The following is an 18,704-nucleotide window of genomic DNA, read 5'->3' on the forward strand; positions in this document are numbered from 1 at the left end:
TAGCAATTTTTTTGATGCTATTGATATGAACTTATTATTTAAATTAATAAACGAACGAGAAGAAGTACTTGATACACGTAGTAGTTTGATTTATAAAAGATTATTACAACAAATCGGTGGGAACAAATTTCCTACTGTAGAAAATAGTGCAAGTTTATCTTATTTAGCAACTTATATATATTTGGATGAGGTTGATTATGAATTAGAGACAGTATTACAGAATGAACCTCAAATAGAAAGTTTCCAAATTATTCGTTATGTAGATGATTTGTATATATTTTTTAATACTATGGAAGATGAATTAAATTTAGTATCATCAAGGATTAAAAATGCAGTAATTGATGCATATAGAAAAGTTAAACTAAATTTAAATGAAAATAAAACAAAACTAGGAAAATCTAACGAAGTAAATGAGACATTGAATGCTGCATTGTATAATCATTACGTTAATAAAAAAGAAATTGACATTGCTTATTTCTATGATAAATATAATATAGGTTATTTTTTAGATGATTTATATAACTTAGCGTATTCTCACAACCATGAAAATTTTAAAAAAATATTAGATAAATATTTTACTAAAGAAGGTATTACATACTCTTCAGATGAAGTACTTAGATATTTAGCATATTATGAAGATGAGTTATTTCAAGATGAAGCAATTATTTGTAAAATAAAACGACTTATTTTAACTGATTACAATTTTATAAATTATAAAATCAATATATTTTTAAGAATTATATTAAAGACGAATAATGGTGAGTTAATCAAATTTTTATTAAATGAGTTATTTAATAAGGAAAAATTTAATTCTTTTGATGTATCAATAAGTATTAATTACTTATTGTTGAGAAATTTTCAACATAATGACTTAATGAGTAAAGTTAAAGATGTAGATTCAGAAATTATTGATTACATTGATAGATATTGTAAACAGGATTTTTTAAAAGAGCTAGATAAAGAATATAACTATATTTTAAACTTAAATTTAAAAAATGCATTTTCAGATAATAGTTCAAAAGTATGGTATCTTTACTTTTTATATAAATTTCATGACAAAAATGGTGATACACTAGAAGCATTTGCTTATTATAAAACTTATTTTGATAGAATAGTTTCATTACTAATGTGCTATAAAGGTATTTCATATACTAAAAGAAAGTTACCAGATTATCATAGACATTATAAAGTAAATAATGTAAAAAAGGATTTTGAAGAACTAAATCCAAATTATTATAAAAAACAAAACATTGATAATTTTTTGAGTGAATTATATAGATTACGCCAATACAATCCAATCAATCATTCTTCGGCTGAAATAATTGAAGACCAAATGTTGAAAGAATCCCAAATAATTAATTTAATAAGGCAATCGGAAACTTTACTAATTAATAGCTTTTGATATTAATTTTAATGAATCGAAGAGGTGAATAGGTTGAGTAAATCTAATTTCAAAGAAAGAATTCAAAAAACATATACAAAGAAAGATCTCGAGAAAGCTTTAGGTCTTAAAAACAAAGCTCAATTGCAGAAAAGAATTGATAAATTAGTTGATATTTATAAGGTTGATATGAAGAAATTTCAAAAAAATTCTGGTGAAAGTGAAAGAGCTGCTTATAGTTTCAATGGTATTGCTTTTGATATATTATGTGTCTTATTAAATAATATGACAGATGATAACATACCAAAAGCAATTACGGATGAAGATGTAAGGCTGAGAAAAGATGCGATAGAAAATATTGATATTACCCAATATGCGAATTTTATTAAAAATGTTAAGAATGACATAGATAAAATTGAATTTAAACCATTAAAGTTACATATACATGCACAAAAAGCATACCAAGATGTAAAAAAGGTGTTTGATTCAGGCAGTAAAATAAACGATAAGTTACAATTAGCTTCTGAAGTAATGAGTCAATTACCAATAGATAAACAAGTGGAATTAAGTGATAAAATTGCATTTGCTATACATGAAGCTGTTTACTCAACATTTTCAGAAAGTAAATATAATGAACGAATTAATGAACATCATCAAACGAGTGAAAGGTCAAGTCAGCATGATTTTCGATATAATTATTTTGTAAATCAATTAACAGATAATGTAATAACTGAAGGTATAGATGAAGAGAGAGCATTTATTTATGATAGAGATGAACAATTAGATTGGTTATTAGTTAACATACTAAATAAAGTTCAACGAGCTGCCGATGGATGGGGAATGAGAAATGCTAAACCGCATCACAGAACGCAAACATTTAGAGATATGGAGCATTATTTCCTTAGAGATGTATCGAAAATGATAGATAAAGAGCTTAACAAAAAGGAAAACTTAAATAAGCAATCTAAAAAATATGACTTCGATAATAAGATAAAGGTCATTAATGACAATATTGAGCTTTTTAATGAAGATGAACAAATTAGAAAGCATTTACTAGAGTTACGTAAACGATTAGACTTTCATTCTGCAGCAGTATTAGATAAGAAAAATCATTCACACATAGGCAATGAAATGTTCCAATATTTTATGGATGATATGCAGCAAGTTGTAACATTGATAGACCGATACATTAATAAGACTGAACATTATAATGATATGAAAAATGGCTATATTAATGAATATAAATCATTTTATAATGCATATAATAATGAAATTGAAGTGACTAAGACTCATGAAAATAACATCCCGATGGCAATGTTAATGAAGCAATTTAAGAATCAACTGTTAAAAAGAAGGAATAACCGGAAAAGCTCTAATTGAAGTTAAGTAGAAAATTGATTAATAATTGATAAGCTCAATCCCTCATATAAAGGGATTGAGCTTATTTGCTTGGTGGGAATTTTTTTGAATTTTTTTGCCACTTCATCAACGACCTCTATTTAGTATTAAGATTGTTTTATCAAAATGTTTTGAACAAATTTTAAGTTGAAAGTGAGCGCGCCACTTTCAACCATAAAGGAGAAGATTTACATGGAGACAAGAGACAAACTGATGTCGTTGACTCAAAGTAACAAAACACAGCAGTGGTTAATGGACAAATCATCTAACCAAGATGATGTTCAGCAACTGCAGCAACAATTCAGTCAGCAGCTTGATCAACAATATAATGCACTTTTAGTTGATGAAAAAGCTAAGTTAGACCAATACGTGGAATTGCATCAAGGATTGGAATCATTAAAGGAAGAGATTGAATCAGAACCTATTACGCTTAATATTGATAAATTACCCGATATCAAAGCAACAATGCTTGAAAGAGCCAAGAATGATGAACATTCTGATAAAATCGAAAAGCTATTTGATAGGTTAGAACAGGCATTAAATGGTACGAATCGATTATATACGCAATTATCGTTGATTGGTACACGAACACATCGAATTACAACTAAAAATTTTAATCTTCAAGGCTTACCTAAAGCAGTCCAACATACGATTTTACCTTCAAAATTTAAGAAGGTGTATACAGTCGATTTTAAATCGTTTGAACCATCAGTTGCAGCGTACATGACTCAAGATTCAAAACTGATTGACTTGTTAAATCAGAAAGACGGACTGTATGACGCATTGCTAAGTGAATTAGGCTTATCAGATGAGCTACGTGTATTTGTTAAACGTGCATTTATTGGTTCGTTTCTATTTGGAGGTAACTTCAAAAATCCTAAATTCAAGCTGAATCAATATGTAAGTGAAGTACAATGGTTGGATTTGGTCAGCCAATTTACAAAAGTCATTGAACTTAAGAAGTACGTTGAAAAGAGTAATTCCATGCCTATGCCTTATAGTATTGAACATGATATGAGCGCATTTCAAGGTAGCAGTATTATGGCAATCTACGTACAAACTGTAGCGAGTTATATTTTCAAGCACATTCTGCTAAAAGTGTACAAAGCACAGTGCGATCAAAAAACGTTCAAGATTATAGTACCGATACACGATGCGATTATGATTAAATGTGAAGATGAAGAAATTGCACAAAATGTGGGTCAGTTAATGAAAGATACGGCTAACCAGTTGTTCAATGGAGAATTTGCCCATGTGACAGTGGAAGAAATAGGAGGCGTAGACCATGAATAATGATAGAGGACAAAGCCTACACATCCCAAGTAGTACACCAATCAAAGAAAATAATATATATGTAGCTACGTTACATTCTGTGATCCAAACAGATTTCTCAGGTGAAATAAAGCACCAATTCACGTATGAAATTGAAGTGAACAATCAGATTGTATATGCGAATCGTAATATTCCAACAAAACCGAGCGCTAATCAGTTATCAATTCATGATTGGCTTAAACGTCATAGCAACTATAGCGTGGGTCATGACACGTATGAACCATACATTGACCGAAAGCATTTAATATTTATTGGTCAATATAACGGTAATTATTATGTACACGATGTAGCACCATTAAATGAAGATGGAGGATTATTATAATGAATCATATATTACAGATGTTAACGAAACTATTGAGTGAAGCTAAGGAAGCAATCGACCGTGAAGGTCTGATTGCTATATTAACAGGAAGTGTTGGAAATAATGATGAAATAGATGAGTCTGGACAAGCTATAACGGTGTTTAACGAACTTATTGATAAGTTAAAACTTAACATCCCTAAAGATGTAGACTATCGACCTAATATTCATAGCTATTTTAGTATTCAGAAAAAACCTAATGACACAATATTAATGGATATGATGATAAATGTTTTTCATGTCAAACGCTTTGCTTCAGAATTGTTTATTTTTAAAGATAAAGGTTGGCAAAAGGTAAATGAAGATGAATTACAAGGGTTGATATCTAAAATGATACAAGTGTTGCTGGTAGATTATAAACCTTCACTAAGCATCTTGAAAAGTATAGTAGATGGATTACAAAAGTCAACAGATGTTGAAGAACTTGTTGAAGATAAACAATACATTGGTTGCGGTCCAAATATGTTCAATCTAAATACATTTAAAGTAGTTAAAAACAACTTGAATATTTTCCCAAAAACCCGCTTAAATTTAGATTTAGATATGAATGATGTAGTCTCTGATAAAATACCGCCTCATTTCGATAATTTTATGCTACAACTTGCTAATTTTAATCATGAATTACAGTGTTTTATAATTCAACACACATCGGTATTACTAACTGCAGATACAAAATTACGTCGCGGTCTGATTTTGTATGGCAGCGCCAAAAATGGGAAATCGGTTTATCTCAAGTTACTTAAATCATTCTTTTATAGTAATGATGTTGTATCTAAAACACTTAATGAGCTTGAAGGACGCTTTGATAAAGAAAGTCTAATTGGTAAAAGACTTATGGCAAGCGATGAAATTGGGCAAGCTAAAATTAATGAGAAAGTTGTTAATGATTTTAAAAAATTACTCTCTGTTGAGTCTACTCATGTAGATCGGAAAGGTCAGAAGCAAGTAGAAGTTACTATAGATTTAAAACTCATTTTTAATACGAATGCGGTATTGAACTTTCCTTCAGAACATGCAAAAGCATTAGAGCGTCGGATTGCTATAATACCATGTGAGCACTATGTTGAAAAAGCGGATACATCGTTGAATGACAAATTACAAAATGAAAAAAAACAAATTTTCCTCTACTTGATGTATGTTTATCAGCAATTGGTACATGAAAATAAAGAATGTCTCGAAAATGAACGTGTTACGGAGTTAACTCATAATTGGTTGAATTTTGGATATATATTTATATCTAGCAAATCAGTCAACCTTAACAGTCAGAAGGCATGCATTAATTTACTCAGAAAAAGTATAGAAATTAAAGATGGTTCATCTATCAAAGTGTCTGATTTAAATGAAGTTATTAAGAAAGAAATTAACGTAAGTTCTCAGGTTATTAAACAACTAATTCAAGCAAATTATGAAGTTCAAATAAAACGATATGATGGTTATGAATATTGGATAGGATTAGATTGGAAAAAATCTGATCGCCAAGTTACTTATTCTGAAGAAGCTGGATTAACCCAATTCGATGAAAATGTAAGTATAACTGATTCTGAATTACTTTATGAAGAAGACTTTTGGGAATGGGATGAGGAGGACTTTGAAGGTGAATAATGAACAAATTGAAGCATTTGTAGAGGTTCTTGTACCTATTGTGGAAGAACGAATCAATACAAGTAAATAAGGGTATTAAGCTGACCATGCACTACGAATTTCGGTTCGTAGTGCTCATATTATAAATTGTTAAAAGTGATAAAAATGAAACAAATCTACAAATATATATTATTACATTGATGTTATATACCAAGGTCTATAACGACAACTAAGTAAAAGGAGCGAAATATTATGGAAAGAAAAATTGCACTATACTCAAGGGTGAGTACGACAGAACAGTCTGAGCGCGGATATTCTATTCATGAACAAGAACAAGTCCTCATCAAAGAAGTTGTTAAAAACTATCCAGGTTATGACTATGAAACTTATATTGATTCAGGGATATCAGGAAAGAATATTGAAGATCGTCCTGCAATGAAAAGATTATTAAAGGATGTCAAAGACAATAAAGTAGAGATGGTACTAAGTTGGAAATTGAATCGTATTTCTCGTTCAATGCGTGATGTATTTAATATTATTTATGAGCTTAAAGAACATGGTGTAGGATATAAATCAATTTCAGAAAACATTGATACTTCAAATGCGTCTGGTGAAGTTTTAGTCACAATGTTTGGTTTGATAGGTTCTATAGAAAGACAGAGCTTGATATCTAATGTTAAGATGTCTATGAATGCAAAAGCACGCAGTGGAGAAGCTATAACAGGAAGGGTTTTAGGCTACAAACTATCACTTAATCCACTGACACAGAAAAATGATTTGGTTATCGATGAAAATGAAGCTAATATTGTCAGAGAAATATTTGATTTGTATTTGAATCATAATAAAGGACTTAAAGCCATAACAACAATATTGAATCAAAAAGGTCATCGCACGATTAACCAAAAGCCATTCTCAGTGTTTGGAGTTAAATATATTTTGAATAATCCTGTATATAAGGGGTTTGTGAGATTTAATAACTATCAAAATTGGTCAGTTGAACGTCGAAGTGGCAAAAGTGACGAAAAAGACATGATTTTGGTGAAAGGCAAGCATGAGGCAATTATAAGTGAGGAAATGTTTGATCAAGTACATGATAAATTAGTATCTAAAAGTTTTAAACCAGGACGACCAATTGGTGGAGACTTCTATTTACGTGGACTTATCAAGTGCCCAGAGTGCGGTAATAATATGGTATGTAGGCGTAGTTATTACAACACGAAAAAATCAAAAGAACGTACAATTAAACGTTATTACATTTGTTCATTATTCAATCGTTCTGGTAGTTCTGCATGTCATAGTAATGCGATTAATGCGGAAGTTGTAGAACATGTTATTAACGTTCACCTCAATCGTATTTTATCTCAACCAAAAGTCATTAAACAAATTGCGACTAATGTTATAGAAGAGTTGAAACGAAAACATAACAATAAAAGTAACATTATCATTGATATTAATAGTTTAGAAAAACAAAAAGCTAAACTTAAAGGACAACAAGAACGTTTATTAGAATTGTTTTTAGATGACCAAATGAATAGTGAAATGTTGAAAGAAAAACAGCATCAATTGAATCATAGACTTCAAGCTCTTGAAGAACAAATCAAAACGTCTCAACAATCTAATCTAGAAGAAACAAAAGTACCAGACTTTGATAGGTTGAAGAGTCGTTTAACTTTGATAATTAGTCGTTTTAGTGTTTATTTAAAAGAAGCAAATCCTGAAGCAAAAAATCAGCTTATGAAGTTGTTGATTGATTCTGTTGAAATTACTACAGATAAAAAAGTGAAGCTCATACGGTATAAAATTGATGAAAGTCTTATCCCTCAATCTTTGAAAAAAGATTGGGGGTCTTTTTTTATGCCAAAAATTCATTTTGTAATTGATGGTTCACAGGAATATTCTATTGACCAAATTTCCACTTTTGCCACTTAATCACGAGTGATGAAAGTGAGAGAAATGAACTGAATATCAGATATATATTATCAAAATGATGTAATTAATGTATGCATCAATCAAATACACTAGGAGGTCATAATTATGACATTGGAACAACAACTCAAAAATTATATTACGAATCTATTCAAATTACCCAAAGACGAGGTATGGGACTGTGAAGCAATTGATGAAGCAGCTGATGATGTGCTTCCCGAACAATACGTAAGACTTGGTCCGTTAAGTAATAAAATACTACAGACATACACTTATTATTCGGATGCACTTCACGAAAGACATATATACCCCTTTATCCTCTACTATCAGAATCGACTCATAGCTGTTGGTTATATCGATGAAAATTATGATATGGATTTCTTATATTTTCATAATTCAGTTATGGCGCTAATAGATCAACGCTATTTATTACAAAAAGGGGGTGAATAAAGATGAATACATGGATTCGTATCGCAGAAATTAGTATTACTGTCATAACAGGTGTGATTGCAATTATAGAAGATCTTGAAAAAGGAGAAGCATAATGGAACGTTACATTACAAGAGGCATAGCCTCTCACTTACCGCTAGTAGTCCAAATACAAATATGGGAGCTCTTATCTCAGAGAGAAAATGAACAATCAATTGAAAATGATGAAATGGATTATTTTCATATTTTTCGATTTAATATGTACAATGACCAACTATATATTAAACATAAGCAAGAACGTCCTGAATATATCAAAATTCATAAAGCAAATTATCAAAAAGCAATAAATATCAGTAAGGTCTACGTTATCCGTGAAGATGATGTAGACCTTTCATATTATGTCATGATGTTACCTGAAGAATATTAATAAGGAGTGAAATAAATATGCAAAACATTAAAAGTACATTAGAAACTGAAGCTATATTTAGTGATGATAAGCAACATAGATATCTACTAAAAAAGATATGGGATAAAACAAAACAAACTGTCACTGTTATAACTATGTATCCTCACTATGATGGTGTTAAAAGTATTGATCTTACAACTCAGATTATTATCAATAAAGTGATTGAAAAAGAAGAATACGGAACAATTAATTTTGTCAATTTATATTCCAATATTGATACACCTAGTAATTTAAAGCATTTGAAAAATAGTTGTGATAAGCATACAGATATTCACTTGATGAAGGCAGTCAAAGAAGCGGATATAGTTATTCTTGCATGGGGTGCTTATGGTAAGAAACCGAAGGTAGTAGGCCGAGTCAAAGAAGTATTGGATATGTTAGAAACAAGCAATAAAAAGGTTAGCATACTGACAAACCCTCAAACAAATGAGATGATGCACCCGCTGAATCCCCTTGCCAGAAAAGCATGGACAATCAAATCATTAAATAAAATGAAATAAATAATTCAATTCCTTTTACCATTAATTAAATAAGTTATCCTTTTTATCAAAATAAATGTAGTAAAGTTTTGCAAAATAGATTAAAATATTTATATTAATTGATTAACAAATAATGACAATAAAGGAAATTCAAATTTATTAATGGTCTTAGCATCAGTAGAATTGTTAGAGATTATCTTAACAGAGGATTGGAAACAGTAATGCATATACATCATGATGATTGAAGGTATTGACACTTATAAAACGCCAAGAAGCAGTCTGTTAAATTGGAGAATTTTGAGTTTGCTAATTTAAAATATTAAGGGGAGATAAAATGAAAAATTTATTAATGCTTTTAGCATCAGTAGCTTTATTAGCAGTTATCTTAGCGGCAGGAGTATTTGGATATAAGAGTTTTATAGATATTAATAATAGTAAAGAAGATAAGAACGTCGAGGAAGTAAAATCAAATAAAGAAAAAGAGTCTAAAAAAGAAACCAAAAAAGAGCAAAAAAATGAAAAACAGAATGTTGAAGAATCAACTGAATTAGCACAAGAAGAAACATCAGAAGAACAAACTGTAGAGGAAAATAAAGAACTAGATGTAAATGCGGAAATTGCTAAAGCAGATAAAGATGGTGACGGTGTTGCAACAAGAGATGAAATGACACCAGAATTATGGGAATTAACTAGACAAGGAAAGTTCCAACCAACTTCTCGTGAAATGTATTATCAAGATTCAAATGCAAGTGAAAAAGACGATGAACCAGTAACAGATAATGAAGGTAACAATATTGACGACATGGATACTGAAGAATTTATGTCTAAATACACTGAAGGAATGGATCCAGAAGAAGCAAAAACAACCATCGAAATGGCGCAAGATGATCCAAACTATGAAGACTTCTTAAGAGGTCAAGTAACAGCTCGACAAAAAGGTGAAGGTGGAACTTACTAATTTAAAATAATAAGGATAGAAAAAATATGAAAAAATTATTAATAGCTTTATCAATAATAGCAGCAGTTGCGGTTATAGTATCAGCAGGGTTATTTGGATATTCTCAATTTAAACAAATGAATGGAGGTAATGGAATTCAAATTACCATTAAATCAGGCAAAGGTGAAAAGAATGAGACATCAGAACAATCAACAAAAGAAAATAATGAAAAGATAGAAAACCAAATCACTAATGAACAACCAGTAAATACTGAAGAAACAAATAATAACTCAAATAAAGTAACTAGAGATAACGTATTTGATTACCTATTTAAATATTTAGAGTATGAAGACGCAGATACTAGTCTTATTACGTTCCAAGAACCAATTGAAGATGGGAATGGCAACTTCAAAATTGCTGCAAATAATAAAAGTGGTTCAGGAAGTTATAATTATGAAGTAACTCCAGAAGGAGTAGTTAAAGATATTAATAACGCTGGGGAAGTAACACAAGAAACTTATATTGAATTAGACTAATCCACTATAAATGAATATATCAAAATCATACAATTGATGATCATAGTTCATAGAGAAATCATCAATCTGATGAAAGTACCATAACCAAAGTAAAGCTCTTGTTGATATATTAATAGGTAATCCCATTAAATTAGTAATCAAACTACAACAAAAGGTTTGACAACTATCACAATTATTTTGAGTTTCTTTAGAAGTCTTACCAGGTAATTATTTAATAGTTCATGAAAAAGATGAATATAAATACATTAATCAATAAAGAAAAACTACTTTAACCTATATTATTTAGCATTTAAGATATTTTATCTTTCATTATAATGAGAACAATAATAAATGAGATATTTTATTTAAAGTAAGGTATCTATTAATAAAATAAATTATTAAATTGCTCTTCTATTTTGAATTTTTGAAATAGAATTACTATTAATAATTAAGAGCATCTTCCGCTTTACTTGGAAGATGCTCAATTATTTTTTTTATTGCTGACTTGCCATTAATTCTGCTTGTTCTACTACTTGTTCTACTGCTATTTTCTGAAGATCTGGTGGATAGCCGTATTTTTTCAGTAACCTTCTTACTTGGACTCTCATCTTGGCTTTAGCACTATCACGTTTAGACCAATCTACACTCATATTATCCTTAACTGTTTTAGTTAACTCATGTGCAATAGCTCTTAACTCTTTATCACCCAAAGCTTCTTTAGCTGTTTCATGCGAAGCTAATGCATCGTAAAATGCTATTTCTTCAGTACTTAAACCTAAATCTTTTCCTCGTTGCTGCTCTTGATTAATTTCTTTTGCCATTTGAATCAGTTCTTCAATGACCTTGGAAGCTTCAATAGAGCGATTATTGTATTTTTGAATAGATTTTCCTAGCATTTCAGAAAATTGTTTGGATACGGTTACGTTCGTTTTCATTAAAGACTTAACTTGGCCTTTAAGTAATTTATTCAATAATTCAACTGCTACATTTTTCTGTTGTAATCCTTCTACATCTTTTAAGAAATCGTCAGATAAAATAGAGATATCTGGGTTTTCTAAACCGAGTGTTTGATATATATCTACAACTTCTTCAGTTACAACGGATTTTGATATCAATTGATTAATTTCAGCTTCAACTTCAGCGGGAGACTTATTAGTGCCATCGTCTTCAGTTGGGGGCGCTAATAGTTTAACGATGCCTGCTTTAACGGCTTTTAAGAACGCAATTTCACTATTTAATTCTTGAGCTGCTTCTTCTGTTGCACATAAAGCGAATGCTTTACCAAGTTCAGTGACTGTATTCACAAATCTTTGTCTTTCTTCTTCGCCTAAGCCAATTACATAATCCATCGTACTTGAGATGACATTATATCGATCAGATTTTTTATCTGATTCGAAGTCAGAATAATCATGATTATATAACATATCTTGAATAACATCGTATTTCATTAACATAATTTCTAAAGCTTTATCTGTATCCACACCGGTTTGATCTTTATCAGAATCAGTATACTCTTTTAAAGCTTCTTTAAGACTTTCAGCGATACCTACATAGTCCACAATTAAGCCACCAGGTTTGTCTTTAAACACTCTATTCACACGTGCAATTGCTTGCATTAGATTATGACCATGCATTGGTTTATCAATATACATCGTATGCATAGAAGGGACGTCAAAACCTGTTAACCACATATCTCTCACGATAACGAGTTGTAATTCATCTTCAACATCTTTCATACGACTCTCTAGCAGGTTTCTTCTTTTTTTAGGGCCAATATGTCTCTGGAAGTTTTTAGGGTCGCTTGAGGAGCCTGTCATCACAACTTTGATAACACCTTGGTTATCATCATCTGAATGCCATTCGGGTTTTAATCTTACAATTTCATCATATAAATCAACCGCTATACGACGACTCATTGTGACAATCATGCCTTTACCTTTCATCGCCTTTTGTCTTGTTTCAAAGTGATTAATAATATCAGTTGCTAAAGAATGAACACGTTGTTCTGAGCCTGATAATGCTTCTATTCGAGACCATTTAGACTTTAATCGTGTTTTGACATCGTCTTCTTGTCCGGAAGTAATATCATCATAAGCTGCATCAATATCTAAATCTGTAGGTAAATTTAATGGGATTATTCGGCTTTCATAATATATTTTAACCGTACTACCGTCTTCAACAGCTTGCGTCATATCATACACATCAATGTAATTTCCAAAAACCATCTGTGTATTTTTGTCTGTCGAAGATACAGGCGTTCCAGTGAATCCAACAAATGAAGCGTTAGGTAAAGCATCTCTTAAATATTTGGCATAACCATATTTAATACCTTCACCTTTTTCGTCGTAAGATGCGCTAAAACCATATTGTGTACGGTGTGCTTCATCGGCCATTACAATGACATTTCTGCGTTCTGTTAGGGCATCCATAGTAACTTTGCCTTCTTCTGGTTCGAATTTCTGCATCGTTGTAAATACAATACCACCAGATTCAACTGATAATAGTTCTTTCAACTCTTTACGAGAATCTGCTTGTTTAGGTGTCTGTCTTAATAATCCTTTACCAGAACGACCCTTAGATTTTACAAATGTACTATATAATTGATTGTCTAGGTCATTACGGTCTGTTACAACAACTAAAGTAGGGTTATTTAACTTTTGAATTAATTTTCCTGAAAAGAAAACCATAGTCAAACTTTTACCTGAGCCCTGAGTATGCCAAATAACGCCACCTTTACCATCTCCCTGGTCAGAAGTGGCTTCTATTGCGCGATCAACGGCTTTATTAACCGCATAATATTGATGATAAGCAGCTAAAATTTTAACAATATTACCTTTACCATCATCTTGAAATAAAATGAAATGTCGAATTAAATCTAATAATACTTCTTTATTTAACATGCCATGGATTAATACATCTAAACTTGCCATTGTAGACGAAGCTTCAGTCTTACCATCTTTTGTTCGCCATGTCATGAAACGATCATAATCTGCAGTCATAGAGCCCGCTTTTGTATTAATACCATCACTTGTCACCAATACAGCATTGTGATTAAATAATTGAGGAATTCTCATTTTATAAGTTTCCAATTGATGATAACCATCTTCTACACCCACAGATTCATTAGTAGAACTTTTAAGTTCAATGACAACAACAGGTAAACCATTGATAAACAATACAACGTCTGGTCGTTTATTGTAATCACCATTTACTACCGTCAATTGATTCACAGCCAGGAAGTCATTATTTACTGGGTTATTAAAGTCGAATACATAAACCAAATCATTGATTGTTTCTCCATCTTCATTATAATGTTCTACTTCAATCCCATTTGTGATCATTTCATGGAATATTCTATTATTTTCAATTGAATTTGGTGATTTTTCTATGGATATTTCATGAATTGCTTGTTGAATTGCATTGTTGTGTAAATCTGGGTTAATACGTCTTAAAGCGTTTTCTAAACGGTTATCCAGCACAATGTCTTTATCGCTTTCTCGTTCAGGCGTAATACCTGTTTCACTAATTTCTCTGCCATTCTTAATTGTATAACCCAGTTCTTCAAACCATTCAAGCGCAACTTGTTCTAAATCGTCCTCACTAAATTGAAAGTTCATCTTCATTCACCTCGATATCGTCAGGTATCTCAATTTCACCTGACATTAATTTTGGTAGTAATGTGTCACGGAGTTGGGTTAAATATTTATTTTCATCATGAACTTCGCGAATTTTTTTATAATAAGTGTTTATATACTGATCAAACTTTCCATATATAAGTTTACTACCTACTACTATTTTAATGCTATTTAAATTTTTTTTGCTTATCTTAGGCTGAACAGCACCAGTAATATAAGGTTGAATATCAATGTTATTTAATATTAGCATTAACACTTCATCTGATAAATTTTTCCCTTTCAAAATATGAGCATGATTACTAACCCAAAATTGTCCCCAAACATACTGCACAAAAGGATGACCTTCTTCTGTTTGAACAGTACCATCTTCACCAACAAGTATGAATTTACCATCAAATAAATAGTCATCTACATAATCAATTATTTTAGTCGCACCATAATAAGGATAAATTGATGCAACTTTTTCTCGTTCTAACTTTGATAATGGTTTCCTTTTAGTATTATAACTTTCAGATATATCATTTAAAGTTTGTATACTCCAATCCTTAGGTATCACACCTAATTCACTCTCAACCATGTCTCCGCCGCTTGATTTGTATGGATTTCCATTTTCATCAGGGAATTCAAAATCAACAAACCAACGTTTAAATAATGTTTGTGAAAGTTCTTCAAGATTTGCTATGATATGTTGATTTAAATCTATTTTTTTGTCAATATTTAACAAATAATTTGCAAATTGTTTTTGTTTTGATAATGGTAAATCCGGAACCATGTATTTTAAAAGATGCTTTATTTTAATATTAGGTTGTGTGGAGGTTCCGCCCGAAATTGAATAAATAAAATTTTTGAAATTTGTGCTAGTTATTAAATAGTATATATAATACGGATTTCCTTTTTCATTAATGATCAATCTAATTAGACCATTATTAAAAACTGAATTTATATCGTTTTTAATAATGGTTCCTACCCCAATAGTATTTCCTGTTCTTGCAATAAGAATATCATTCTTTTTTAAAAGATATTGATTTTTATATTTTTCTTCAACTAGAGAATACCCCCATTTAGAATATGGCCTTTTATTCGAAATATCACCGATTCGTAGGCATCTTATGTCTGTTTCATAATCAACTATTGGTGTTTTTTTTATTGCATCTCCACCAGTTTTTGCTGAATTAATAAAATTTCCTAGCTCAATATAGTTATACTCCATAACCTAACCCCTCCAATGATTTTCGGATTTGGTCCTCGAGTTCTTTTGATTTCGCAAATTGTTCACTTAAATCTGCTGTGATTCGATCCATTTTTTGTTCAAATGGTTCTGAGTCCTCTTCAACATCTGCTAAACCAACGTAACGACCAGGTGTTAAGATATATTCGTTATCTTTGATTTCTTCAGTTTTGGCAACTTTACAAAAGCCTGCTTTATCTTCATATTGATTATCATTTGTACCGCGCCATGAATGATAGACATTTGCTATATCTTTGATTTCATCATCTGAGAATTCTTTTAATGTTCTAGATACCATACTTCCAACATTTCTAGCATCTATAAAGAGAACTTCTCCTCTACGTTCATTTTTGCCATTTTTATCTTTATCTTTTGAAATAAACCATAAACAAACTGGAATTTGTGTTGAGTAGAATAATTGTCCAGGTAAGGTTACTATACATTCCACTAAATCTTGTTCAATTAAATTTTTGCGAATTTCTAATTCATCTTTACCACTCGTAGACATTGATCCATTTGCTAAAACAAATCCTGCTGTACCACTTGGTGCTAGCTTAGAAATCATATGTTCTATCCATGCATAGTTGGCATTTCCTTTTGGTGGGATACCAAATTTCCAACGATAGTCATCTAATAATTTTTCTTGTCCCCAATCACTCGCATTGAAAGGTGGGTTAGCGAGGATAAAATCTGCTTTTAGATCTTTATGTAAATCATTATGGAACGTATCTGCATGATGTTCTCCCAAGTCACTATCAATACCTCTAATAGCCAAGTTCATTTTTGCTAATTTCCAAGTGGTTGGATTTGATTCTTGACCATAAACAGCAATGTTGTCTAAACGACCTTGGTGACGCTCTACAAAACGCTCACTTTGTACAAACATACCGCCTGAACCACAGCAAGGGTCATAAATTCTACCTTCATAGGGTTCAACCATTTCAACAAGTAATTTAACAATTGATGCAGGTGTATAGAATTCCCCCGCATTTTTCCCTTCAGCACTCGCAAATTTTGCGATAAAGTATTCATAAACACGACCTAAGACGTCTTGCTTCTTACTTTCAGAGTCTCCAACTTTGAATGTAAATAGGTCAATAATATCGCCTAATTTTTCTTTATCTAATGCTGGTCTAGAATAATCTTTAGGTAAAACACCTTTTAATGATTCATTTTCTTTTTCAATTGCTATCATAGCTTTATCAATAATTTGACCAATTTCTGGTTTCTTTGAATTATCGTTAATATATTGCCAACGTGCTTCTTTAGGAACCCAGAAGATATTCTCTGCTAAATATTCATCTTTATCCTCTTCGTCTGCATATTCATCATTTAACAATTCATAATACTTCTCTTCAAATGAATCTGATACATATTTTAAAAATATGATACCTAATGCTACATTTTTATATTCTGCCGCATCCATACTCCCACGTAATTTATCTGCAGCTTGCCATAACTTTTCTTCAAATCCAATGATACTCATTATTAATCCCCCAATATTTCAAATTTTTTTACTTCTAATTCTATATTAGCATCCTTAAGTAAGCCTGTTAAAATATCCTTCTGATTATTGTAGTCACATTCAAGTTGACCTTTATAGCTATATAAATGAATACTTTTCAACTGCTTTTCATCAATATTATCTAAGATACCTTTAATATAAATTAGGTCTATATCAGCAAAACTAAAACCATAAAAATAAAGACTATTGATTTCATAATTTTTCAAATCATGGAACCAATCACTATTTCTTTGAAATATAGATGATGTGTCCTTAATCAATTGTTGTTTGAAAAAGTTGCTTACTCCAAAATTATAATGAAAAGAGGAAGTATCAATTTCTATTTTTTTATGACCAAATTCATAGAATTCTCCTTCTTTAACAACGTGGATATATTTAATATTACTTTCGTTAACGTTATATATATATTCTAACGTATTAGTGTAATTAAATGTGAAAAACAAATCATTAGTCGGGTTAATCAGCTGCTGTAATTGTTTTTTTGATTTCCTTTCATTATCTAATTGATTAACCCAACCTTTAAATAATTTACTAAATATCTCAGATAAAGTAATAGTTTGAGTCAAGTATTCAAAATTGTTGTTGATTACATAATCTAAATTTAGATGACCTAAGTTTTTTTCTAATTGACTCCATAAATCCCCTTGAGAATTGTTATGGCCCTTTTCCATAATTTCAATACATGTTGTAGCTTCTAAATCATCTAAATTTACTAAATAATTTTTAAAATCTGCATAACTAGATTTGATATTATGGTCTATATCAAATCCGTTTCCCATTATGAATAGATTCATCCTACTTATTCCTCCCAATAATTATTTATATCTTTTTGAATGTTTTACTAATTATTTACAGCTCTAATAGAGTTAACTAAAACAGAATTTGTAATGGCATTCATTAAATTTGTTTTAGTTATCTTAAGTTCGTTTCCAGTCATTAATTTATGAGTCTTAGGATATACTGTTTCCGATCCTTCTAATAACTTTTGGACAGGATTATCAGTATCACCAATACCTTTCATTTTATGAGGAACTGGCCCAATAAAAACATCTGTATATTGCATTGAATTTTCTAAAATTGAAACATCAAAATTTGTCATATCATCATACTCAATTATTTTATATTTATCTCTTAAACCAGCTTTTTTAAATAATCCATTAATATCTTTAGATTTTAATCCACCAGTTCTAACTCCAAGTATAAGTACTTTAGCATTGTCATTATATAGGTTGTCTTTATAGTTATCATTTTTCTCAAATTGATAACGAGATAAGAAAGTATCAAACTCACCTTGATAATTGTAAAATTTCGCTTCTTCTTTTAATTTATCAAACAAATCATCTAAAAATTCATTTAGTTCCTCAATACTTAACTTGCTCAAAACTACTCTCCTCCATTTTCATGAAAAAGTTGCGGTAATTTATTTTGAAATCTTTGAATTTTATTCAAGTAGCTATAATATGGTTCTGTTGCAAAGTAAAAAAATATAGCTAACCACTAATTTATCATGTC

Annotated in this window: 16 protein-coding genes; 11 read left to right on the forward strand and 5 right to left on the reverse strand. The window is 30.5% G+C overall.

Going from position 1 to position 18,704, the window contains the following annotated elements; translation table 11 throughout:
* The 11 genes from CD032_RS09475 to CD032_RS09525 form a co-directional block, all read left to right on the forward strand.
* The coding region (locus CD032_RS09475; RefSeq protein ID WP_258026250.1) for an AbiA family abortive infection protein at window positions 1-1,402 on the forward strand (1,402 nt) is incomplete at its 5' end.
* A gap of 33 nt (window positions 1,403-1,435) precedes the next feature.
* Window positions 1,436-2,761 carry a DUF6038 family protein gene (locus CD032_RS09480; protein WP_103211428.1) on the forward strand — a complete coding sequence of 442 codons (1,326 nt, stop codon included), beginning with the start codon at window positions 1,436-1,438 and terminating at the stop codon, window positions 2,759-2,761.
* 210 nt (window positions 2,762-2,971) lie between these two features.
* Complete coding sequence (locus CD032_RS09485) at window positions 2,972-4,072, forward strand: DNA polymerase family A protein (protein WP_103211429.1); 1,101 nt, start codon at window positions 2,972-2,974, stop codon at window positions 4,070-4,072.
* Window positions 4,065-4,433, forward strand: coding sequence for a hypothetical protein (locus CD032_RS09490; protein WP_103211430.1), 369 nt, complete (start codon window positions 4,065-4,067; stop codon window positions 4,431-4,433). The genes CD032_RS09485 and CD032_RS09490 overlap by 8 nt, the downstream gene beginning before the upstream one ends.
* A complete protein-coding gene (locus tag CD032_RS09495; RefSeq protein WP_103211431.1) occupies window positions 4,433-6,073 on the forward strand; it encodes a DUF5906 domain-containing protein in 1,641 nt (546 codons plus the stop codon). The genes CD032_RS09490 and CD032_RS09495 overlap by 1 nt, the downstream gene beginning before the upstream one ends.
* Window positions 6,074-6,304: 231 nt before the next feature.
* Window positions 6,305-7,981: a cassette chromosome recombinase CcrC gene (ccrC, locus tag CD032_RS09500; RefSeq protein ID WP_103211432.1), complete on the forward strand. Its 1,677-nt coding sequence runs from the start codon at window positions 6,305-6,307 to the stop codon at window positions 7,979-7,981.
* Between the two features lie 105 nt (window positions 7,982-8,086).
* Window positions 8,087-8,428, forward strand: coding sequence for an SAUGI family uracil-DNA glycosylase inhibitor (locus CD032_RS09505; protein ID WP_103211433.1), 342 nt, complete (start codon window positions 8,087-8,089; stop codon window positions 8,426-8,428).
* A gap of 94 nt (window positions 8,429-8,522) precedes the next feature.
* Complete coding sequence (locus CD032_RS09510; RefSeq protein WP_103211434.1) at window positions 8,523-8,834, forward strand: DUF960 family protein; 312 nt, start codon at window positions 8,523-8,525, stop codon at window positions 8,832-8,834.
* A 17-nt stretch (window positions 8,835-8,851) separates the two neighbouring features.
* The gene (locus tag CD032_RS09515) at window positions 8,852-9,373 is read left to right on the forward strand and encodes a DUF1643 domain-containing protein (RefSeq protein WP_103211435.1); all 522 of its coding nucleotides are present in this window, start codon (window positions 8,852-8,854) and stop codon (window positions 9,371-9,373) included.
* Window positions 9,374-9,686: 313 nt separating this feature from the next.
* Window positions 9,687-10,310, forward strand: a complete 624-nt coding sequence (locus CD032_RS09520) for a hypothetical protein (protein ID WP_103211436.1) — start codon at window positions 9,687-9,689, stop codon at window positions 10,308-10,310.
* 26 nt (window positions 10,311-10,336) lie between these two features.
* Window positions 10,337-10,825, forward strand: coding sequence for a hypothetical protein (locus tag CD032_RS09525; protein ID WP_103211437.1), 489 nt, complete (start codon window positions 10,337-10,339; stop codon window positions 10,823-10,825).
* 473 nt (window positions 10,826-11,298) lie between these two features.
* Here the strand turns inward: CD032_RS09525 and CD032_RS09530 are convergent, their stop codons facing one another.
* Genes CD032_RS09530 through CD032_RS09550 form a run of 5 tightly spaced genes read right to left on the reverse strand, consistent with a single transcriptional unit; the run spans window position 11,299 to window position 18,573 of the window.
* Window positions 11,299-14,421 carry a type I restriction endonuclease subunit R gene (locus CD032_RS09530; RefSeq protein ID WP_103211438.1) on the reverse strand — a complete coding sequence of 1,041 codons (3,123 nt, stop codon included), beginning with the start codon at window positions 14,419-14,421 and terminating at the stop codon, window positions 11,299-11,301.
* Window positions 14,405-15,649 (reverse strand): restriction endonuclease subunit S, encoded by a 1,245-nt coding sequence (locus CD032_RS09535; protein ID WP_103211439.1) that lies wholly within the window; start codon window positions 15,647-15,649, stop codon window positions 14,405-14,407. The genes CD032_RS09530 and CD032_RS09535 overlap by 17 nt, the downstream gene beginning before the upstream one ends.
* A complete protein-coding gene (locus tag CD032_RS09540) occupies window positions 15,639-17,153 on the reverse strand; it encodes a class I SAM-dependent DNA methyltransferase (protein WP_103211440.1) in 1,515 nt (504 codons plus the stop codon). The genes CD032_RS09535 and CD032_RS09540 overlap by 11 nt, the downstream gene beginning before the upstream one ends.
* Window positions 17,154-17,155: 2 nt before the next feature.
* A complete protein-coding gene (locus tag CD032_RS09545; RefSeq protein WP_103211441.1) occupies window positions 17,156-17,986 on the reverse strand; it encodes an AbiH family protein in 831 nt (276 codons plus the stop codon).
* 47 nt (window positions 17,987-18,033) lie between these two features.
* Window positions 18,034-18,573 carry a hypothetical protein gene (locus tag CD032_RS09550; protein ID WP_103211442.1) on the reverse strand — a complete coding sequence of 180 codons (540 nt, stop codon included), beginning with the start codon at window positions 18,571-18,573 and terminating at the stop codon, window positions 18,034-18,036.
* Between the last annotated feature and the right edge of the window lie 131 nt (window positions 18,574-18,704).

Source organism: Staphylococcus cohnii subsp. cohnii (genome assembly GCF_002902365.1).
Lineage (GTDB): Bacteria > Bacillota > Bacilli > Staphylococcales > Staphylococcaceae > Staphylococcus > Staphylococcus cohnii.